Origin of the sequence: Curtobacterium sp. PhB142, from assembly GCF_004341255.1 — a bacterium.
Classification (GTDB): Bacteria; Actinomycetota; Actinomycetes; order Actinomycetales; family Microbacteriaceae; genus Curtobacterium.
In genome coordinates this window covers 389,360-407,198 of record NZ_SLUT01000003.1, presented here as the reverse complement: position 1 = coordinate 407,198, position 17,839 = coordinate 389,360, and the positions used below count along the sequence as shown (strand labels likewise).

Here is a 17,839-nt window from a genome sequence, read left to right as displayed (position 1 = left end):
CCGCGGGAGTGCCGCCGCGCCTACGCCGAAGCGTCGACGCCGGCCGGCGCGCTGCCGTCGTACTCGCAGATCGCAGCGACCTTCGAGGCGCTCGCGCTCGTTCGGTCGAACTCGTAGCCCAACCACTCCTTCGCCATCCGGCGGGCGACCTCGACGCCGACGACCCGCTGGCCCATGCAGAGGACCTGGGCGTCGTTCGACAGGACCGAACGCTCGACCGAGAACGAGTCGTGCGCGGTGACGGCCCGGATGCCCGGGACCTTGTTCGCCGCGATCGCGACACCGAGTCCGGTGCCGCAGATCAGGATCGCGCGGTCGGCTTCACCCGACGCGACGAGTCGTGCAGCATCGACGGCCACGTGCGGGTAGGCGGTGTGCCCGTCCGCGTCGACGCCGACGTCGACGACCGACGCCACCCGCGGGTCGGCCTGCAGGTCCTGCTTGATGATCTCCTTGTAGTCGAACCCGGCATCGTCCGAGCCGATCACGAGACGGTACGTCATGCGTGTGTTCCTTCCAGTTCGTTCGCACGGGCAGCGAGGACCTCGCCGACCCGCGTGAGGATCATCCCCATCGAGGTGGCACCCGCGTCGGGTGTCCCCAGGCTCTTCTCCGCCAGCGGCCGGGCACGCCCGACCTTCGGCGTGAGGTCGGCTGTCTTGTCGGCCTCGTCACGAGCGACTTCCGCTGCAGCCTGCCACGCGTCGGTGAGCGAGGAGCCAGCCGTCACCGAGGTCCGCAGTGCATCCACGAACGGCAGCAGTGCGTCGAGCAGCGTCTTGTCCCCGCGGGACGCCCCGCCCAGGTGGACGATCGAGTCGGCGAAGGCCTGTGCGGCATCCACGACGTCGGACGCCTCGTACGCGGAGCGGTCGTCGCGCAGCGACCGTCCGAAGGCCTCGAGTGCCGCACCCCACAGGACTCCCGAGGTGCCGCCCGCGAACTCGGCCCACGCGTCACCGGCGCGTCCGAGGACGAAGGCGACCCCTGCCTCCTGGCCGACCCGGTCGACTGCCTTCCGAGCCGCGCCGATCCCCTTGACCATGCCGCGTCCGTGGTCGCCGTCGCCGGCGACGGCGTCGATGCGGCCGAGCTCCTCCTCGTGCTCCCGCAGGAGCGCGTCGATCGCCTCGATCGCGTCGCGTGCCGTCTGCGCGGCCTGCCGGGAGGCATCACTCGCGTCCGGCACGGCCGTCGCCTCGTCCTCGGCGTCGTCCACGGCGTCGGCCGGCAGCAACGCTGCGATCGGCGCCGCCGCCTTGCGGTAGGCCGGCGTGTAGGTGTCGGCGCGCCACAGGGGATCGAGCTCGTCGTCGAGCCACTGCAGGGTCAGCGAGCAGCCGCCCATGTCGAGGCTCGTGACGAGTTCGCCGACCTCGGGTTCGACGATCTCGAGGCCAGCGTCCTGCAGCAGCGGGAGCACGCGGCCCCAGAGCAGGAACAGTTCCTCGTACTTCGTGTCGCCGAGGCCGTTGAGGATCGGGGCGACCCGGGTACCCGCGTTCGCCGGTCGGTCGGCGAGCAGCCGTTCGACGAGCATCGCCGCGAGTTCGGTGGCGCGGAGCAGTGGGACGTCCTCGATGCCGGGCTCGCCGTGGATGCCGAGCCCGAGTCCGAGGTGGCCCTCGGGCACGGTGAAGAGCGGCTCGGTGGCGCCGGGCATGGTGCACCCGGAGAACGCGACACCGATCGTGCGGGTGGCGGCGTTGCTGGCGTTGCCGAGGCGCTCGACCTCGTCGAGGTCCGCGCCCGCGGCGGCTGCGGCACCCATCGCCTTGAAGACCGAGAAGTCCCCGGCGATGCCACGGCGCTTCGACTCCTCGTCGGCGCTCGCGATGTCGTCCGTGACCACGACGATCCGGGTGTCGATGCCCTCGGCACGCAGCCGCTCGGCGGCGAGCCCGAAGTTCATCGTGTCACCGGCGTAGTTGCCGAACGACAGCACGACGCCCTTCCCCTGGTCGGCCGCCTTGGCGACCGAGTACACCTGCGCCGTGGACGGCGAGGTGAAGACGTTGCCGACGACGGCGCCGGTGGCGAACCCCGGGCCGACGATCCCGCAGAACGCGGGGTAGTGGCCGGAGCCGCCGCCGACGACCACCGCGACCTGGGGTTCTGCGCCCTCGGTGGGCAGGGTGACGACGCCGCCGTGGACGCCGCGGACGCGGTCGGCGTAGAGCGCGAGCCAGCCGGCGAGCTGGTCCTCGGCGAACTCGTCGGGGGCGTCGTGGATCGTGGTCATGCTGGAGTCCTTCAGTGGGAGGTGCGGGTGCCCTGCGGCACCTTGAGGAAGTGGATCATCACGAACGCGCAGGCGTACAGGCCGACGAACGTCCAGGTCGCGGCCTGACCGCCACCGCCGAGCGCGAAGACCGCGGCGACCACACCGGTGCCGAGGAACGCCGCGCCGCCGGCCGCCGTCGTGTACATCGCCATCGCGGCGCCCTTGTGCTCGGGGGCGAGCGCCGGCATGATCGCGCCCATCGGCACGAAGCCGGCGAGCAGGCAGCCGAACACGCAGCCGGCGACGACGGAGAGCACGTAGCCCCAGTCCGACCCGGCGGGGACGAGCTGTGGGACGTACCACCAGGCGATGAGGCCGAGGGCGGACCCGACGATGCCGAACCACTTGACGGTGCGCTGCCAGCCGATCTTGTCGCCGACCCAGCCGAACAGGGCGTTGACCAGGATGTTCGTCGCGTAGACGCACACGGTCATGAGCAGCCAGCGGCTCTGGCCCCACCCGCGCTCGTTCGCGATCACGGCGGGCAGGACGACGAACATGCCGAACTCGGGCGCGGTGTTGATCAGGCGGACCAGGAAACCCATCAGGATCTTCGGCCGGGTGACGGTCAGGCGGATGCCGCTCGTCAGCACCTGCCAGGCGCTCTCACCGGCCGGGGCGATGCGGGAGAACCCGTTCGGCAGCCGGACGCCGAACAGCATGATGAGGAACCCGATCACGACGAGGCCGATCGAGGCGACCATCGCGCCGGTCTCACCGATCGTGCCGCCGCCGAACACCGGGATGGCGCCGATCGCGAAGAGGGAACCGAGCGTCGGCAGGCCACCCGTGAAGGCGACGTAGAACCAGCCGACCGCCGAACCGTTCCGCTCGACCGGGGTGGTGATGTTCACCCAGACCAGGAACGCGAAGGCGAAGAGCGGGTAGCCGAAGCCCCGGACGGCGTAGGCGACGGCCGCGAACGGCACGCTGCCGACGTTCAGCGCGAGCAGGAACAGCACCTCGAAGACGACCCAGACGGCGAACCCGAGGATCATCACCCGGCGCGGCCCGATCAGGTCGGAGAGGGCGCCGGAGACGTAGCTGCCGATCAGGGCGGCGAGGCTGTAGAAGGTCACGATCGTCGCGACGGTGGCCTCGGGACTGCCGAGGACCGCGACCATGTGCGGGGTGATGAAGTTCGACTCGACGCCGTTCCCGGTCATGAAGACCAGGACGGCGACGAACCCGAGGGCGAGCGGGCGGGGGATCCCCATCCGGTCGAGGCGGCCCTCGGCGCGAGGGGTCGTGGGCGCACCGGTGGCGCGCTGTGTCGTCGTTGACATGCTTGCTGACTCCAGGGGTCGGCGGGCTCAGGCCTGCAGGGACGGGAGGATCGAGACCTTGACGCTCGCGCCGGCGGAGTCGCCGACCAGGTCGAGGGCCTCTTGGAACCGCTCGAGCGGGAACTGGTGCGTGCAGATCTCCGACATCGGCAGGGTCTCGGCCTCGAGCAGCTTGATCGCCGCCGGCCAGGTGTGCGGGCCGAGGTGGGCGCCCCGGACGTCGAGCTCCTTGTCGTCCGAGATGATCGACCAGTCGACGGAGACGGCGTCCTTGAACACCGAGTACTCGACGAAGGTGCCGAGCTTGCGCAGCAAGTTGAGGCCCTGGGGGACCGCGGACGGGTGGCCGGTCGCCTCGATGTAGACGTCGGCGCCGTACCCGTCGGTCAGTTCCTTGACCCGGGCGACGGCGTCGTCCTCGGCGATGTTGATCGTCAGGTCCGCGCCGACCTTGCGGGCCAGCTCGAGCTTCGCCTCGACCACGTCGAGGGCGATGATCCGGAGCGGGTTCTTCTGTCGGGCACCGGCGATCGCGGAGAGGCCGATCGGTCCGGCGCCGGCGATCACGACGGTGTCGCCGAACTTGATGTCGCCCCGCTCGACGGCGTGGAACGCGCAGGACAGCGGCTCGGCGAACGCGGCGACCTGACCGGGCAGGGCGCTCGACACGGGGTGGGTCAGGGCCTTGGCGGGGACGAGCACGTACTCGGCCATCGCGCCGTCGTAGCCCTTGAAGCCGAACATGTCGTGGACGTTGCACATCCAGTACGCGCCTTCGAGGCAGTAGCGGCACTCCCAGCACGGCACGATCTGCTCGCACGCGATGCGGTCCCCGAGCGAGACCTTCCGCTTCGCCAGGGTGTCGTCGTCGCCGGAGACGATCGTGCCGACGAACTCGTGCCCGGGGATGCGGTCCGTCTCGGCCCAGGCGGCGCGGTTCTCGTCACCCCAGAACTTCGCGGCGCCGTGGTAGCACTTCAGGTCGCTCGCGCAGATGCCGACGGCGTCGGTGCGGAGCAGGAGCTCGCCGGGGCCAGGCGTCGGCACGGGGCGTTCCTCGAGCCGGTAGTCGCCCGGGCCGTGGACGACGACGGCTCGCATCGTCGTGGGGATGGTCGTGGTGGCGGTCGTGGCCGCGTTCTCGGTCGTCGTCGACATGCGCTGCTCCTTCGTTGGATGGCTTCGGCGACGACTGTACACCTCGCAGAACGTTTGTCCAGAACACAATTTCTGTTAGGTTCGACCCGACGCAAAGGAGCGAACATGACGACCAGCACCACCACCGACTTCGCCGCAGCCCTGCGCCCGGGCCCGGGCACCGTCGACCTGACGAACGACTTCACCGGCCGCACCGCAGTGGTGACCGGCGGCGCCTCCGGCATCGGGAACGCGATCGCCCGGGCACTCGCCGCACGGGGTGCGCGGGTCGCGATCGTCGACGTCCGTGCGGACGGCGCCACGACGGCAGCGGCCGACCTGCCGGCGGCCGACCTGCCGGCTGCGGGCCTCCATGCCGGGTTCGGCTGTGACGTGACGGACGAGACGTCCGTGGCGCGCACCGTCGCCGACGTCGTCGCACAGTTCGGCCGCATCGACGTGCTCGTCAACTGCGCCGGGATTGCCGCCCTCGCTCCGGCGGACGAACTGTCCGCCGAGACCTGGTCGAGGACGATCGACGTCAACCTGACCGGCACCTTCCGCGTCGCCCAGGCCGTCGGTCGGCACATGCTCGCCGCCGGGTACGGGCGCGTGGTGAACATCGCCTCACAGGCCGCGCACGTCGGCATCGACGGGCACGCCGCCTACTGCGCCTCGAAGGCGGGCGTCATCGGACTCACCCGTGTGCTCGCGCTCGAGTGGGGCGGTCGCGGCGTCACCGTCAACACCGTGTCGCCGACCGTCGTGCTCACCGACCTCGGCCGTGCCGCGTGGGCGAACGAGAACGGCATCCGGCACCAGGACGAGATCCCCACCGGCCGCTTCGCCACCCCGGACGAGATCGCCGCCGCGGTGCTGTTCCTGGCGGGGGAGTCGAGCGCGATGGTGAACGGCGCCGACCTCCGGGTGGACGGCGGGTTCACGATCCGCTGAGGTGTGCCGGGGATACGATCGGCGCATGTCCGCCGAGAACCCTGCCGCCGAGGGTGCCCGGACCCGGTTCCCGCTCGACACCGTGTACCAGGCGGCGCGGATGTACTACCTCGAGGACGCCACCCAGGTCGAGATCGCCTCGCGCCTCGGTGTCTCGCGTCCGACGGTGTCGCGGCTCGTGGCCGAGGCGCGCAAGGCCGGACTCGTCCGCATCGAGGTCGTCGATCCGTTCCAGGACGAGACCGTCGCGCTCGCCGAACGGCTGCAGGTCGTGCTCGGCATCCGAGCGGTGCACCTGGCCGCCGTCACGCACACCGCCACGCTCGGCGCCGACCTCGCCGCGCCCCTGGCCGCTGCGGTCGAGGGCATGGGACTCGTCCCCGGCGACGCCGTCCTGATGTCGTCGGGCCGCACGGTGTACGACGTCGCACACGCCGGCATGCCGAGCCTGCCCGGCGTGCAGCTCGTCCCGACGGTGGGCGGCCAGGCCGACCCGATGCCGTGGTTCCAGACGAACGAGATCACCCGGACCGCTGCGGAGCACTCCGGAGCGATCCCCGCCTTCCTGTTCGCCCAGGCGCTGCCGTCGCCCGCGATGCGGTCCTCGCTCGACGAGGACCCGGCCTTCCAGCACGTCGTCGGGCTCTGGGGCCGGGCGAAGGGTGCGATCCTCGGCATCGGGGCGCCGACCCCGACGCGCGACGCCCTGGCGCGGGGCGTCCCCGTCGAGGACGCCGCGTTCGACCACGCCGCCGGTGACGTCTGCCTCAACTTCTACGCCGCGGACGGCTCGCCCATCGAGTTCCCCGGCAGCGACCGGATGGTCCGGACCTCACGCGAGGTCCTGTCCGGTGTGCCGCACGCCGTCGGCGTCGCCGTCGGGAGCGCCAAGGTCGGCAGCATCGTCGGCGCCGTGCGCGGAGGGCTCGTCAACGAGCTGGTGTCGGACGCCGCGACGGCCCGCGCCCTGCTCGACGCGCTCGCCTGAACGGTCTGCTCGGCGCGTGCAGGCGCGCGTTCCTTCCCAGAACGGGCGCGATGGAAGGCGCTTTCGGGCATACCTGGTCGTTTCTTCGTGGCAGGTACGCCCGATTCCGGCAGGTACGCCCGATTCGGGCAGGTACGCCCGAACCTAGTGCGTGCGCCGCACGTCCCACAGGTGGTGGACGGGGTCGTGCGCGTAGTACGTCGCGAGGCTCGCGACGGTGAAGGTGCTGCCGTCCGACCGCAGCCCCGTGCGCTGGAGCTGGTCGTCACGGACCTCGTCGAACGCCCGCGCTGCCCGGTGTGCGGCCTCGCCGAGCTCCCGGACGACGACGGCCGGGTCCTGCTCGCCGTACTGGTCCTGGACCGCGGTGGCGTCCTGGTCCCAGTTCGGGAACGTCGGGGCGTCCTCGGCGAGAATCAGGGCGAGCCGCTCGGTCATCTTCCGGTGCACGTCGCGCACGTGGGCGCCGTACTCGAGTGCCGACCAGGTGTGGTCGTCGGGACGCTCGCGCACGTCATCCCGGCCGAGTTCGGTCGGCCACGCGGTCGTGTTCGCGTCGATGATCCCCGGCACGTCGCGGATCGACACCGTGGTGCCGTCGTAGCTGCACTCGGGGCAGGTGCCCTCGATGACCCAGGTCCAGCTCTTCGTCTCGGGTTCGATCGCCATGCGCCGATGTTATGTCCTCGTTACTCAGCGTTCCGGATCCGCAGGCGCATGCGGATCGGGCCCTCCCCCCGTTCGGGTGACACGCCGCTGCCTGGGAATCACCGGCCAATGACATTTCGGTCGCTCGGTAACGTCGCTCGCTGTTCCTTAGCCGGTCTCCACCGGCCCGAGCCGGTCCCTGCCGGCTCGTCACGATCCTCGAGGAGAGACATGGGCTCCGATCCCAGCCATACCCCGACCCGGCCGCACCGACGTCTGCGCGAGAGCGACGTCACCGTGGTCGACAAGAGCATGATGCGCCGCGCGGTGAGCGGCATGGTCGTCGGCAACACGATGGAGTGGTACGACGTCGGCGTCTACGGCTACCTGGCGGTCACGATGGGGAAGGTCTTCCTGCCGACCGCCGAGCCCGCCGTGCAGATCCTGTTCAGCCTCGGTGTCTTCGCTGCGACGTACATTGCCCGTCCGCTCGGCGGCATCGTCTTCGGCCGTCTCGGCGACCGCATCGGGCGCCAGAAGGTGCTCGCGACGACGCTCATCATGATGGCGGCGTCGACGTTCCTCATCGGAGCGCTGCCCGCCTACGCGACGATCGGGGTGTTCGCACCGATCGTGCTGGTCGTGCTGAAGCTGGCGCAGGGGTTCTCCACCGGCGGTGAGTACGCCGGTGCGACGACCTTCGTGACCGAGTACGCCCCGGACCGTCGCCGCGGGTTCTTCGCGAGCATCCTGGACTTCGGCAGCTACCTGGGCTTCGCGCTCGGAGCGACCGTGGTCTCGGTGCTGCAGATCACCCTCGGCGAGGACGCGATGGTCGCCTACGGCTGGCGCTTCCCGTTCCTGGCGGCCGGTGTGATCGGCGTCGTCGCGATCTGGTTCCGTCTGCGCATCGAGGAGTCGCCGGTGTTCCAGGCGACCCAGGCCGCGCAGGAGGCCGCGTCCGAGACCCGCGCGTCCTTCGACGGGGAGCGTCCCGCGAACGTGCTCGTGATGGTCCGAGACCACTGGCGGCCGATCGTCATCGCGATCATGCTCGTCGCGGCGTCGAACACCGTCGGGTACGCCCTGACCTCGTACATGCCGACCTACCTGACCGACTCGCTCGGGTACTCGCCGCTCGACGGCACACTGCTGACGATCCCGGTGCTCCTGCTCCTGGCGGTCATGCTCCCGCTCACCGGCAAGCTGTCCGACAAGCTCGGTCGACGCGTCGTGATGTGGATCGGTGCCGCGACGACGGTGGTGCTCGTCGTGCCGGCGTTCATGCTGATCGGGCACGGTGCGCAGTGGTCCACGCTGGCCGGACTCGGGCTGCTCGCACTGATGACCGCGCTGTGGGTGTCGAACCAGGCGGCGTCGCTGCCGGCGCTGTTCCCGACCTCGACGCGGTACGGCGGCATGGGCTTCGCCTACAACATCGCCATCGCGGTCTTCGGTGGGACCACGCCCCTGATCGTGCAGGCGCTGCTGACCGTGACCGGGGACGAGCTCGCCCCGGCGTACTTCCTGATGGCGATGAGCGTGGTCGGTGCGATCGGCGTCTTCTGCATGAAGGAGTCCTCGCGCCGTCCGCTGCCGGGTTCGATGCCGGCGGTGGAGACCGAGGCCGAGGCGAAGGAGCTCGTGCTCACGCAGGACACGAACCCGAACCTGGACCTGGGGGACCTGCCGTTCGCCGCGCAGGACGCTGCCGCCCGGGCCGCGGGCGACGCTGCCGAGGCCGAGGCCGTGCCGGCGCGCTGACCCTGGGGGGGCGCTCGCGGGTCGCTCGACTCGGAACGACGAGGTCGATGTCGTACGACATCGGCCTCGTCGTTCGTTGCACGCGCGGGCTGTTGCACGGGGGCGGGAACGACATCGTGGTCGTCGCACGACGTCGCGGATGTCGTTCGGAGTCGGAGTCGGAGCAGCCGCTCCCGCCTCACTCGTGCCGGTGCTCCGACGCCGGGTCCACCGCCGGCCACACGGGGAACGGGTCCGCCCACCCGCGCCACAGATCCGGCCCGGCCAGCAGCTCCGGCGGCGTGAGCAGCGCCCCGTCGAGGGCCCGTTCGATCGCCCGCACGTCGAGCCGCTCGCCGACGAACCACAGCGCCTGCCCGATCGGGGCGTCGGCGTCCCACGACGGGTTCGCGGTGGGGTCGAGCGCGAGCATCGCCCCGAAGCTCGACCACGAGCCGACGTGGTCCGGGCGTGACGCCAGCCGGAAGAACCCCTTCGAGCGGAGCACCCGGCCCGAGCTACCGGCGGCCAGGTCCCGCTCGATCACGGTGGCCAGTCGCCCGGGGTGGAACGGCAGCGGCTCCCGGTAGCGCATCGCGACCAGGTCGTCGCGGGCGTCCCGGCCGGTGTCGGCGCCGCTCGACAGAGCGCGCATCCACCCGGCGCCCGAGGCAAGGACCCGAGCGGCTCCACCGTTCGAGGCGGGCAGGTCGCGCGCGGTCCGGAGCGCGGGCAGCGCCACGATCACGGCCTGCGGTGCGAGCCGGTGCAGCAGTGCGACCAGTGCGCGACGGCGGCGCAGGGACAGTGGCGCGAGACGGTCGAGCGCGATGACGGTCGCGTACTCGACGAGGGACGCCACCCGGTCGGCGGCCACGAACGCGTCGTCGACGTCGGACCACAGCAGGTGGGCGACGTCGTCGGCGCGCAGTACCCCGACCACGTGCCGGAGCACCCGGTCGTCACCGGTCTCGCTCCGGGCGGCGTTCGCGAGCATCATGCCCACGGCGCGGGCGTCGGAGCCGGGCTGCAGCGTGACGACGAGGCCGTGGTCGGCATCGGGGCCGCAGGCACGGTCGAGGTGGTCGGCACGCTCGGCGACGGCACGGGCCGCGGCGAACGCGCTCCCGTCGACGTGCATCCGGTGCCCCGTGGTGATCCGGGCGGCGACGCGGTCGGCGTCGACCTCGTGGAGGGCGGTGACGAGGGTGATGGCAGCAGCACGCATGTCGGGTATCCTACCTGAAAACCGTTCTCAACAAGAGGGCGCCGACGGAGGAGAACCATGAAGGTCCGCAACTCGCTCAAGGCACTGAAGAAGATCCCCGGCTCGCAGGTCGTCCGGCGCCGCGGCCGGGTCTACGTCATCAACAAGCAGAACCCCCGCTGGAACACCCGCCAGGGCTGACGTCGGCGGTGGTCCGTAGGGTGGATCCATGCGACTGCTGCTCATCCGCCACGGCCAGACCCCCGCGAACGTGAACGGTGTCCTCGACGCCGTGGTGCCCGGACCCGGACTGACCGAGCTCGGCCAGCAGCAGGCGGACGCCCTGCCGGCAGCCCTGGCCGACCGGGGGATCGAGCGGCTCTTCGCCTCCACCATGGTCCGGACGCAGATCACGGCGGCACCCCTGGCGGCGTCGCTCGGACTCGAGCCCGTCGTGCTGCCCGGTCTGCGTGAGATCGAGGCCGGGGACACCCAGGGCAAGAGCGACACGGTGTCCGTGCAGCTGTACATCTCGACGGTGCACGGCTGGTCCCACGGCGACCGCAGCACGCGGATGCCGGGTGCGGAGAGCGGGTTCGACTTCTTCGAGCGGTACGACGACGCCGTGCGGCAGATCGAGGCCTCGGGCGTGCAGGTCGCAGCGGCCGTCAGCCACGGGGCAGCGATCCGCACGTGGGCCAGCGCGGCCGCGCAGAACACCCCGGACCACTTCGGCACGAAGCGGCACCTCGAGAACACCGGCATCGTCGAGCTCGAGGGGTCCTTCGCCGACGGCTGGCGCCTGGTCGACTGGGAGGGCGAGCCCGTCGGCGGCGAGCAGCTCATCGACCGGACCGCGCTGGACCCGACCGGCGAGCGCTACTGACGCACGAGAACGCAACCCCATGACGGACGGGAGGCCCGGTACCAGCTGGTACCGGGCCTCCCGTCCGTAGGTGGTCGCGTCGACTACGCGAGCTGCGACGCCGACGCCTGTGCCGTTGCGGACGTCAGCGGCACGATCACGCGGTGCGCCTCGCGCAGCACGTCGAGCGTGCGCTGGACCTCGTCCGCGCGCTCCTCGGGCGTCCAGTCGAGCGCCCCGGCGAGCACGTCGGCCAGCTCGTCGAGCAGATCGATCGTGACACCGCCGACGAACGCAAGGTTCGTGCGGCGCAGCACCACGTCGACCAGGTGGACGGCCTGCTCGTGCTCGGCGAAGTACGCGACCTCGGCGCGGGTGAGCGACGGGTCGGACTCGAGCGCCTCGACCGGGCCGTCGGTCAGGACGTCCACGACCTCGGCGGCACGGGTGCCGTAGCGCTCCAGCAGGCCTTCGACCAGGGACTCGTCCAGACCGTCACGGTGCGAGGTGATCCACAGGGCGCGCTGCGCGTCGGTGGTCGGGAACTCCTTGCCACCGCCGATCGCCATGCCGGTGGTGTCGACCTTGCGGGTCATCCCGAGCTTCGTGGTGGCCTCGGTCGACAGGTGCGCGGCGAGGGCGCGGAACGTCGTCCACTTGCCGCCGACGAGCGACAGCACGGTCGACTTCGGCAGCCCGGCGATCTGGGTGTCCACGATCCGGTAGTCACGCGACACGAAGCCGGGGGCGGTGTCCTCGTGGCGGGGGAGCGGGCGGATGCCGGAGTAGCTGTAGACGATGTGGTCGCGGGTGACGTCGATCTGCGGGAACACGTGCTTCACGAGCCCGAAGAAGTAGTCGATCTCCTCGTCGGTGGTCGTGACCGGCTTCGACGGGTCGGCGTCGATGTCGGTCGTGCCGATGAGGACCCGGCCCTTGAGCGGGTAGATGAGGACGATGCGTCCGTCGTCGTTCTCGAAGAACAGCTCGCGTCCCTTGGTGGCCTCGAGCAGCTCGTCGTTCTGGACGACGATGTGCGAGCCCTTCGTACCGCCCATGAACTTCGTCTCGCCGCCGAACGCCTCGTTCGTCAGGTCGGTCCAGGGGCCGGACGCGTTGATGACGACCTCGGCGGTGAACACGAACTCCTCGCCGGTCTCGCGGTCGCGCAGCAGCACGCCGCCGTCGCGGGTGCCGGCTGCCTCGACGTAGTTCGTCGCGCGGGCGGTCGCGGCGGAGCCGGTCCCGGTGCCGGCGGCGATGCCGTCCTTGAGGACGTCGAGGGCCAGGCGCTCGGGCTCGTGCACGCTCGCGTCGTAGTAGGTGCCCGTGTACTTCAGGTCCTTGTTGAGGGCGGGCATGTCCTCGAGCGCGGCCTTCTTGGTGCGGAAGACGTGCTTCGGGACGGAGCCGCCATCGCGCGAGAAGGAGTCGTAGATCGTCATGCCGATCTTGATGAGCATCGCGCCGCGCTCCTTGGTGGAACGCTGCTTGTGCGTCAGCATGCGCAGTGGGGCGTTCATGATGCCGGAGAACGTCGAGAAGATCGGCATCGTGGTCTGCAGCGGCTTGACGTAGTGCGGGGCGATGCGGATGAGGCCGTTGCGCTCCTGGACGCTCTCGCGCACCAGGCGGAACTCGCCGTTCTCGAGGTAGCGGATGCCGCCGTGGATCATGTGGCTCGACGCGGCGGACGCACCGGAGGCGTAGTCGCCGCGCTCGACCAGGGCGACGTCGACGCCCTGCAGCGCGAGGTCGCGGAACGTGGCGATGCCGTTGATGCCGCCGCCGACGACGAGGACCTGCGCGTTCGGGCGCTCGGTGAGGGCGGTCACCGTGTTCCGGGGCTGTGTCTTCTTCGACATGGTTCGTCGCTTCCTTCGTCGGTTCTCGTGGTCAGGATCGATCGTGCGCCGCTTTGGGAGGTCGGGCAACTTGCGTGCACGAACGTGCAGCACACGTGTCGTGCGCTCCGATCCGGGGGCCGGGAGGCACGACAGGGGTTGCAGAGGCCCTGCACGTCCGTGCATGGTTGCGTTCGACAGATCGGAGCACCATGAGCGATGCGGCTCAGCCCATGCGCACGCAGCAGGCGCTGCGCGCCGCCCACCTGTACTACCTGCAGGACCTGACGATGGACGCCATCGCGGACGAACTCGCGACCTCGCGGTCCTCGGTGTCGCGCCTGTTGAAGTACGCCAGGGACACCGGTCTCGTCGACATCCAGATCCGCTCACCCCTGGACCAGGCGGCCGCGCTGAGCCGCAGCATCCGCTCGCGGTTCGGCGTGCACGCGCACGTCGTCCCGGTGCCGGACCACACGAGCGACGTCGACCGGCTGGAACGGGTCGCCCTGTCCGCCGCCCGGATCCTGACGCAGTACGTCGAATCGAACATGGTGATCGGGATCTCGTGGGGCTCGACGGTGAGCGCGGTCAGCCGGTACCTCGTGCCGAAGACCACGCACGGGTCGACCATCGTGCAGATCAACGGCGCCGCGAACACCCGGACCACGGGCATCGTCTACGCCTCGGAGATCCTGCGGCGGTTCGGCGAGGCCTACGGTGCGTTCGTGCAGCAGTTCCCTGTGCCTGCGTTCTTCGACGACCCCGCCACGAAGGAGGCGCTGTTCCGTGAGCGCTCGATCCGCCGCGTGCTCGACCTGCACGAGCGGATGGACCTGGTCGTGTTCGGTGTGGGCGCCCCGCAGGCCCCGGTGCCGTCGCACGTGTACTCCGGCGGCTACCTCGACCCCGCGGACCGCGACGAGCTGACGAAGGCCCAGGTCGTCGGGGACGTCTCGACCGTGTTCTACCGGGCCGACGGGTCGTGGCGGGACATCGGCGTGAACGCACGCGCCGGCGGGCCGGACCTGGACACCATCAAGCGCGCTCCGCGTCGGGTCTGCGTCGTCGCGGGCCGGTCGAAGGCCGCGTCGTTGCGGGGTGCGCTGGCGTCCGGGCTCGTCACGGACCTGATCCTGGACGAGAGCGTCGGGCAGGCGATCCTGCAGCCCTGAGTCAGGATGTGACCCGGTTCTGTCGGGGGTGCCGGGTACGTTCTCGGCCATGGTGATCTCGATGGACCGACCGGGCGGCCGGTACTCCCGTCGCGTGGTCGGCACGGACGTCGACCAGGCGCTCGCCTTCTTCGGGCGCGACTACGACTTCCGGGCACCCGTGGTCCGGCGCACCCGCCCCACCGCGCACTGGGACTTCGCCGGCGTCGGCGACGACCGGATGTCGCTGCGGTCGTCGCGGTTCATGGTCGACCTGCGCAGCGAGAGCCAGGTCGACGACGAGTTCCTGGTGGCCTGGATGCGGAGCGGCTCCAGCCGGATCACCTGCGGCGGCGAGACCTGGGCGCTCGAAGCCGGCGTGCCCGTCGTGCTGCCGTTCGCCGAGCCGTACTCCCTGCACCACCGCGACATCGCGCTGAACCTCGTGCACCTGGACCGCGACTTCGTCCGGGCGATCGTCGGCGAGGACGACTTCGCCTTCGAGCCGATGCAGCGCCCGACGGCTGCAGGCACGGCCGCGTGGCAGGACGTGGTCCGGACGCACTCGTCGACGTGGCTCGACGTCGACCACGACCTCGACCCGATCGCGCAGCGCGACATCGCCGAGGCCTTCGCGACCGCTGCGATCCGTGCGTTCCCGCAGCGCGATCGCTGGCGCTCGACCGTGGCCGGCGGCGGTCCGGAGCACGGCCGCGTCCGCCGGGCGCTCGACTTCGTGCACGAGCACGCCCGCGAACCCATCGGCACACCGGAGATCGCCGCGGCGGCGGGGCTCAGCCCGCGCGGGCTGCAGCAGTCCCTGCGACGGCACCTCGACCAGACGCCCGGCGACCTGCTGCGCGAGGTGCGGCTCGACGGTGCGCGGGCGGACCTGCTCGGGGGTGCGCGCGACGAGACCTCGGTCGCCGAGATCGCCCGGTCGTGGGGCTTCGGGCACCTCGGGCGGTTCTCGGCGACGTACCGTGCCCGCTTCGGCGAGCTGCCGAGCGAGTCGCTCCGCACGCGCTGACCGCCGTGGGGGCACCGAGCCGGGGAGTCCACCCGGCGGCGGTAGCGTGACGACATGGACACCGTCGTCACCGCGCTCCGTTCCGCACTGCAGGACCCCGACGGCACCGTCGTCCGGACCGAACCGGGCGTGCTCGACGCCGCGCGGACCGACAAGTCCGGCTGGATCGCACCCGGCGGTCCGGTCGCCGTCGTCGAGGCCCGCACCGTCGAACACGTGCAGGCGACGCTCCGGACCTGCTCGGCCCTGGGCGTCCCCGTCGTCCCACGCGGCGCCGGCACCGGTCTGGCGGGTGGCGCGAACGGCACCGAGGGCACGGTGGTGCTCAGCGTCGCGCGGATGGACCGCATCGTCGAGGTGTCCGTCGAGGACGAACTCGCCGTCGTCGAACCCGGGGTGCTCAACGGTGCGCTGAACGCCGCCGTCGCCGAGCACGGGCTGCGCTTCGCACCGGATCCGGCGAGCGCGGCGATCGCGAGCGTCGGCGGCAACATCGCCACGAATGCCGGTGGTCTGCGGTGCGTGAAGTACGGCGTCACGCGCGAGGCCGTGCTCGGACTCGACGTCGTGCTGGCGGACGGCCGGCTCGTGTCGACCGGCCACCGCACCGTCAAGGGGGTGACCGGCCTCGACCTGACGGCGTTGCTCGTCGGGTCCGAGGGCACGCTCGGTGTCATCGTCGGCGCGACGGTCCGACTCGTCCCGATCCCGGCGGGGGAGCCCGCGACCCTCGGGGCCGTCTACCCGACCGTGCAGCAGGCCGCCGCCGCGGCAGCGGCCGTCGTGGCGGGAGCGGACCGGCCGTCGACGGTCGAGCTGCTGGACGCCCTCGCCCTCGAGGGGATCGCGGCGTACCTCGGATCCGAGGTGATCGTCGAGACGGTGGGGAGCACCGCGGCGGGCGGGGTCTTCCTGCTCGTGGAGTTCGACGGCCCGGGCGCGACCGAGGCCGCGCTGGGAGCCGTGCCGCGCCTCCAGGCCGAGGGAGGGACCGTGCACCTGGCCGGGTCGGCGGCGGAACGCGAGCGCTTGCTGACGATCCGCCGGTCCTTCCACGCCGCGATGGAGTCGCGAGGCCGGGTGCTCATCGAGGACGTCGCCGTGCCGCGCAGCCGGCTCGCCGAGATGTTCGCCCGCGTGGAGGAGATCGGTCGCGAACACGGTGTCCCGATCCCGACCGTGGCGCACGCCGGCGACGGCAACCTGCACCCGAACTTCGTCTTCGACGGCGACGAGGTGCCGGCTCACGTCTGGGACGCCGCCGACGCGATGTTCCGTGCCGCGATCGAGCTGGGGGGCACCCTGACCGGCGAGCACGGCGTGGGGGTGTTGAAGCGTCGGTGGATCGGTGACGAGCTCGGCGACGACGTGCTCGAGCTGCAGCGGGGGATCCGACGGGTGTTCGACCCGGCAGGCATCCTGAACCCGGGCAAGGTCTTCTGAGCGGCTGATCGCCGAATCTCATCGCACGGATGCGCCGTGCGTCGTCCGGATCTTCGGCCGTAACGTCACCGCAACGAATCCGGCGCTGAATGGTGTGGACGAGAGCACCACCCACGAAGGAGTCTGCGATGCGCATCGGCGTCCCCACCGAGATCAAGAACAACGAGTACCGCGTGGCGGCCACCCCAGCGGGTGTCGCGGAGCTGGCGCTGCACGGCCACCAGGTCCTGGTGCAGGCCGGCGCCGGCACCGGGTCGGCGTTCCCCGACGACGAGTACCGCACCGCGGGCGCCGAGATCGTCGACACCGCGGACGAGGTCTGGGCGCGCGCCGAGCTGATCCTGAAGGTCAAGGAGCCGGTGGCGTCCGAGTACCCGCTCATCCGTCCGGGCCAGGTGCTCTTCACGTACCTGCACCTGGCGGCCGACCGCCCGCTGACCGATGCACTCATCGACTCCGGAGCCACCGCGATCGCCTACGAGACCGTGCAGCTGCCGGACCGCTCGCTGCCCCTGCTGTCGCCGATGTCCGAGGTCGCCGGGCGGCTGTCCGCCCAGGTCGGCGCCTACAACCTGATGCGCACGAACGGCGGACGCGGGCTGTTGCTCGGTGGGGTGCCCGGCACGCCGAAGGGTCGTGTCGTCGTGATCGGCGGTGGGGTCGCGGGCGAGCACGCGGCGACGATGGCGCTCGGCATGGGGGCCGACGTCACGGTCTTCGACATCAGCCTGCCCCGCCTGCGCGCGCTCGACGCCCGGTTCGACGGGCGGATCACCACGCTGCGGTCGTCGGCGCACGCCATCGCGGAAGCCCTGCGGGACGCCGACCTGGTGATCGGTTCCGTGCTCATCCCCGGGGCGTCCGCGCCGAAGCTCGTCACCGACGCCATGGTCGCGGACATGCGGCCGGGATCAGTGCTCGTCGACATCGCGATCGACCAGGGCGGCTGCTTCGAGGGCTCGCACCCGACCACCCACGACGACCCGACGTTCGCGGTGCACGACACCGTGTACTACTGCGTGGCGAACATGCCCGGTGCCGTCCCGCGCACGAGCACGATCTCGCTGACGAACGCGACGCTGCCGTACGCCGTCGCGATCGCCGACCGCGGGTGGGAGGCCGCGCTGGCCGCCGACCCGTCGCTCGCCCTCGGCCTGAACGTGCACGCCGGCCAGGTCACGAACGAGGCCGTGGCGGCCGCGCACGGGCTCGTGGCGTCCGCGCGGTAGCCCCCGGGCCCCGGAACGCCAAAGCGA

16 protein-coding genes are annotated in these 17,839 nt (G+C 71.3%); 9 read left to right on the top strand and 7 right to left on the bottom strand.

Translation table 11 applies throughout. The features are described from left to right. Positions 1–20 precede the first annotated feature (20 nt). The 4 genes from EDF31_RS08235 to EDF31_RS08220 are packed head-to-tail and all read right to left on the bottom strand — an operon-like array spanning position 21 to position 4,728. Complete coding sequence (locus EDF31_RS08235; RefSeq protein ID WP_131845784.1) at positions 21–503, bottom strand: ribose-5-phosphate isomerase; 483 nt, start codon at positions 501–503, stop codon at positions 21–23. Then, the gene (locus tag EDF31_RS08230) at positions 500–2,242 is read right to left on the bottom strand and encodes a dihydroxyacetone kinase family protein (protein ID WP_131845783.1); all 1,743 of its coding nucleotides are present in this window, start codon (positions 2,240–2,242) and stop codon (positions 500–502) included. Before EDF31_RS08230 ends, EDF31_RS08235 begins: the two co-directional genes overlap by 4 nt. 11 nt (positions 2,243–2,253) lie before the next feature. Next, a complete protein-coding gene (locus tag EDF31_RS08225; RefSeq protein WP_207896131.1) occupies positions 2,254–3,570 on the bottom strand; it encodes an MFS transporter in 1,317 nt (438 codons plus the stop codon). A gap of 27 nt (positions 3,571–3,597) precedes the next feature. After that, entirely contained in the window at positions 3,598–4,728 is a 1,131-nt protein-coding gene (locus EDF31_RS08220) for a zinc-binding dehydrogenase (RefSeq protein ID WP_123672438.1), read from the bottom strand. A 105-nt stretch (positions 4,729–4,833) separates the two neighbouring features. On the opposite strand from EDF31_RS08220, the gene EDF31_RS08215 reads away from it, so the two are divergent. Both EDF31_RS08215 and EDF31_RS08210 read left to right on the top strand, forming a co-directional pair. Then, a complete protein-coding gene (locus tag EDF31_RS08215) occupies positions 4,834–5,661 on the top strand; it encodes a GolD/DthD family dehydrogenase (protein WP_131845782.1) in 828 nt (275 codons plus the stop codon). Positions 5,662–5,686: 25 nt separating this feature from the next. After that, positions 5,687–6,649 (top strand): sugar-binding domain-containing protein, encoded by a 963-nt coding sequence (locus EDF31_RS08210; protein WP_111084401.1) that lies wholly within the window; start codon positions 5,687–5,689, stop codon positions 6,647–6,649. Between the two features lie 144 nt (positions 6,650–6,793). On the opposite strand, the gene EDF31_RS08205 is transcribed toward EDF31_RS08210, so the two are convergent. After that, the gene (locus EDF31_RS08205) at positions 6,794–7,318 is read right to left on the bottom strand and encodes a DinB family protein (protein WP_131845781.1); all 525 of its coding nucleotides are present in this window, start codon (positions 7,316–7,318) and stop codon (positions 6,794–6,796) included. 210 nt (positions 7,319–7,528) lie between these two features. Here EDF31_RS08205 and EDF31_RS08200 point away from each other — a divergent pair, with 210 nt between their 5' ends. Next, positions 7,529–9,061: an MFS transporter gene (locus EDF31_RS08200; RefSeq protein ID WP_123338750.1), complete on the top strand. Its 1,533-nt coding sequence runs from the start codon at positions 7,529–7,531 to the stop codon at positions 9,059–9,061. 178 nt (positions 9,062–9,239) lie between these two features. On the opposite strand, the gene EDF31_RS08195 is transcribed toward EDF31_RS08200, so the two are convergent. Next, positions 9,240–10,268, bottom strand: coding sequence for a GTP-binding protein (locus EDF31_RS08195; RefSeq protein WP_131845780.1), 1,029 nt, complete (start codon positions 10,266–10,268; stop codon positions 9,240–9,242). Between the two features lie 57 nt (positions 10,269–10,325). Between EDF31_RS08195 and ykgO the strand changes: the two genes are divergently transcribed. Together ykgO and EDF31_RS08185 are read left to right on the top strand one after the other, a co-directional pair. Then, positions 10,326–10,448: a type B 50S ribosomal protein L36 gene (gene ykgO, locus EDF31_RS08190; protein WP_022905672.1), complete on the top strand. Its 123-nt coding sequence runs from the start codon at positions 10,326–10,328 to the stop codon at positions 10,446–10,448. 28 nt (positions 10,449–10,476) lie between these two features. Then, positions 10,477–11,133, top strand: coding sequence for a histidine phosphatase family protein (locus EDF31_RS08185; protein ID WP_131845779.1), 657 nt, complete (start codon positions 10,477–10,479; stop codon positions 11,131–11,133). Positions 11,134–11,216: 83 nt separating this feature from the next. Here EDF31_RS08185 and EDF31_RS08180 read toward each other — a convergent pair whose 3' ends face one another. Continuing rightward, complete coding sequence (locus tag EDF31_RS08180) at positions 11,217–12,977, bottom strand: glycerol-3-phosphate dehydrogenase/oxidase (protein ID WP_131845778.1); 1,761 nt, start codon at positions 12,975–12,977, stop codon at positions 11,217–11,219. A gap of 191 nt (positions 12,978–13,168) precedes the next feature. On the opposite strand from EDF31_RS08180, the gene EDF31_RS08175 reads away from it, so the two are divergent. From EDF31_RS08175 to ald, 4 genes are all read left to right on the top strand, one after another. Continuing rightward, positions 13,169–14,131 carry a sugar-binding domain-containing protein gene (locus EDF31_RS08175; RefSeq protein ID WP_165901120.1) on the top strand — a complete coding sequence of 321 codons (963 nt, stop codon included), beginning with the start codon at positions 13,169–13,171 and terminating at the stop codon, positions 14,129–14,131. Positions 14,132–14,180: 49 nt separating this feature from the next. Next, positions 14,181–15,140 carry an AraC family transcriptional regulator gene (locus tag EDF31_RS08170; protein ID WP_131845777.1) on the top strand — a complete coding sequence of 320 codons (960 nt, stop codon included), beginning with the start codon at positions 14,181–14,183 and terminating at the stop codon, positions 15,138–15,140. A gap of 54 nt (positions 15,141–15,194) precedes the next feature. Continuing rightward, positions 15,195–16,583, top strand: a complete 1,389-nt coding sequence (locus EDF31_RS08165) for an FAD-linked oxidase C-terminal domain-containing protein (RefSeq protein WP_131845776.1) — start codon at positions 15,195–15,197, stop codon at positions 16,581–16,583. A 128-nt stretch (positions 16,584–16,711) separates the two neighbouring features. Further along, complete coding sequence (gene ald, locus EDF31_RS08160) at positions 16,712–17,812, top strand: alanine dehydrogenase (protein ID WP_131845775.1); 1,101 nt, start codon at positions 16,712–16,714, stop codon at positions 17,810–17,812. Positions 17,813–17,839: the final 27 nt, after the last annotated feature.

What these genes read in the sequence shown, in the direction of transcription:
- EDF31_RS08165 (WP_131845776.1), top strand. Translation starts at nt 15,195, where the DNA reads ATGGACACCGTCGTCACCGCGCTCCGTTCCGCACTGCAGGACCCCGAC.
- EDF31_RS08225 (WP_207896131.1), bottom strand. Translation starts at nt 3,570, where the DNA reads ATGTCAACGACGACACAGCGCGCCACCGGTGCGCCCACGACCCCTCGC.
- EDF31_RS08210 (WP_111084401.1), top strand. Translation starts at nt 5,687, where the DNA reads ATGTCCGCCGAGAACCCTGCCGCCGAGGGTGCCCGGACCCGGTTCCCG.
- ykgO (WP_022905672.1), top strand. Translation starts at nt 10,326, where the DNA reads ATGAAGGTCCGCAACTCGCTCAAGGCACTGAAGAAGATCCCCGGCTCG.
- EDF31_RS08195 (WP_131845780.1), bottom strand. Translation starts at nt 10,268, where the DNA reads ATGCGTGCTGCTGCCATCACCCTCGTCACCGCCCTCCACGAGGTCGAC.
- EDF31_RS08170 (WP_131845777.1), top strand. Translation starts at nt 14,181, where the DNA reads ATGGTGATCTCGATGGACCGACCGGGCGGCCGGTACTCCCGTCGCGTG.
- ald (WP_131845775.1), top strand. Translation starts at nt 16,712, where the DNA reads ATGCGCATCGGCGTCCCCACCGAGATCAAGAACAACGAGTACCGCGTG.
- EDF31_RS08220 (WP_123672438.1), bottom strand. Translation starts at nt 4,728, where the DNA reads ATGTCGACGACGACCGAGAACGCGGCCACGACCGCCACCACGACCATC.
- EDF31_RS08175 (WP_165901120.1), top strand. Translation starts at nt 13,169, where the DNA reads ATGAGCGATGCGGCTCAGCCCATGCGCACGCAGCAGGCGCTGCGCGCC.
- EDF31_RS08180 (WP_131845778.1), bottom strand. Translation starts at nt 12,977, where the DNA reads ATGTCGAAGAAGACACAGCCCCGGAACACGGTGACCGCCCTCACCGAG.
- EDF31_RS08230 (WP_131845783.1), bottom strand. Translation starts at nt 2,242, where the DNA reads ATGACCACGATCCACGACGCCCCCGACGAGTTCGCCGAGGACCAGCTC.
- EDF31_RS08185 (WP_131845779.1), top strand. Translation starts at nt 10,477, where the DNA reads ATGCGACTGCTGCTCATCCGCCACGGCCAGACCCCCGCGAACGTGAAC.
- EDF31_RS08215 (WP_131845782.1), top strand. Translation starts at nt 4,834, where the DNA reads ATGACGACCAGCACCACCACCGACTTCGCCGCAGCCCTGCGCCCGGGC.
- EDF31_RS08205 (WP_131845781.1), bottom strand. Translation starts at nt 7,318, where the DNA reads ATGGCGATCGAACCCGAGACGAAGAGCTGGACCTGGGTCATCGAGGGC.
- EDF31_RS08200 (WP_123338750.1), top strand. Translation starts at nt 7,529, where the DNA reads ATGGGCTCCGATCCCAGCCATACCCCGACCCGGCCGCACCGACGTCTG.
- EDF31_RS08235 (WP_131845784.1), bottom strand. Translation starts at nt 503, where the DNA reads ATGACGTACCGTCTCGTGATCGGCTCGGACGATGCCGGGTTCGACTAC.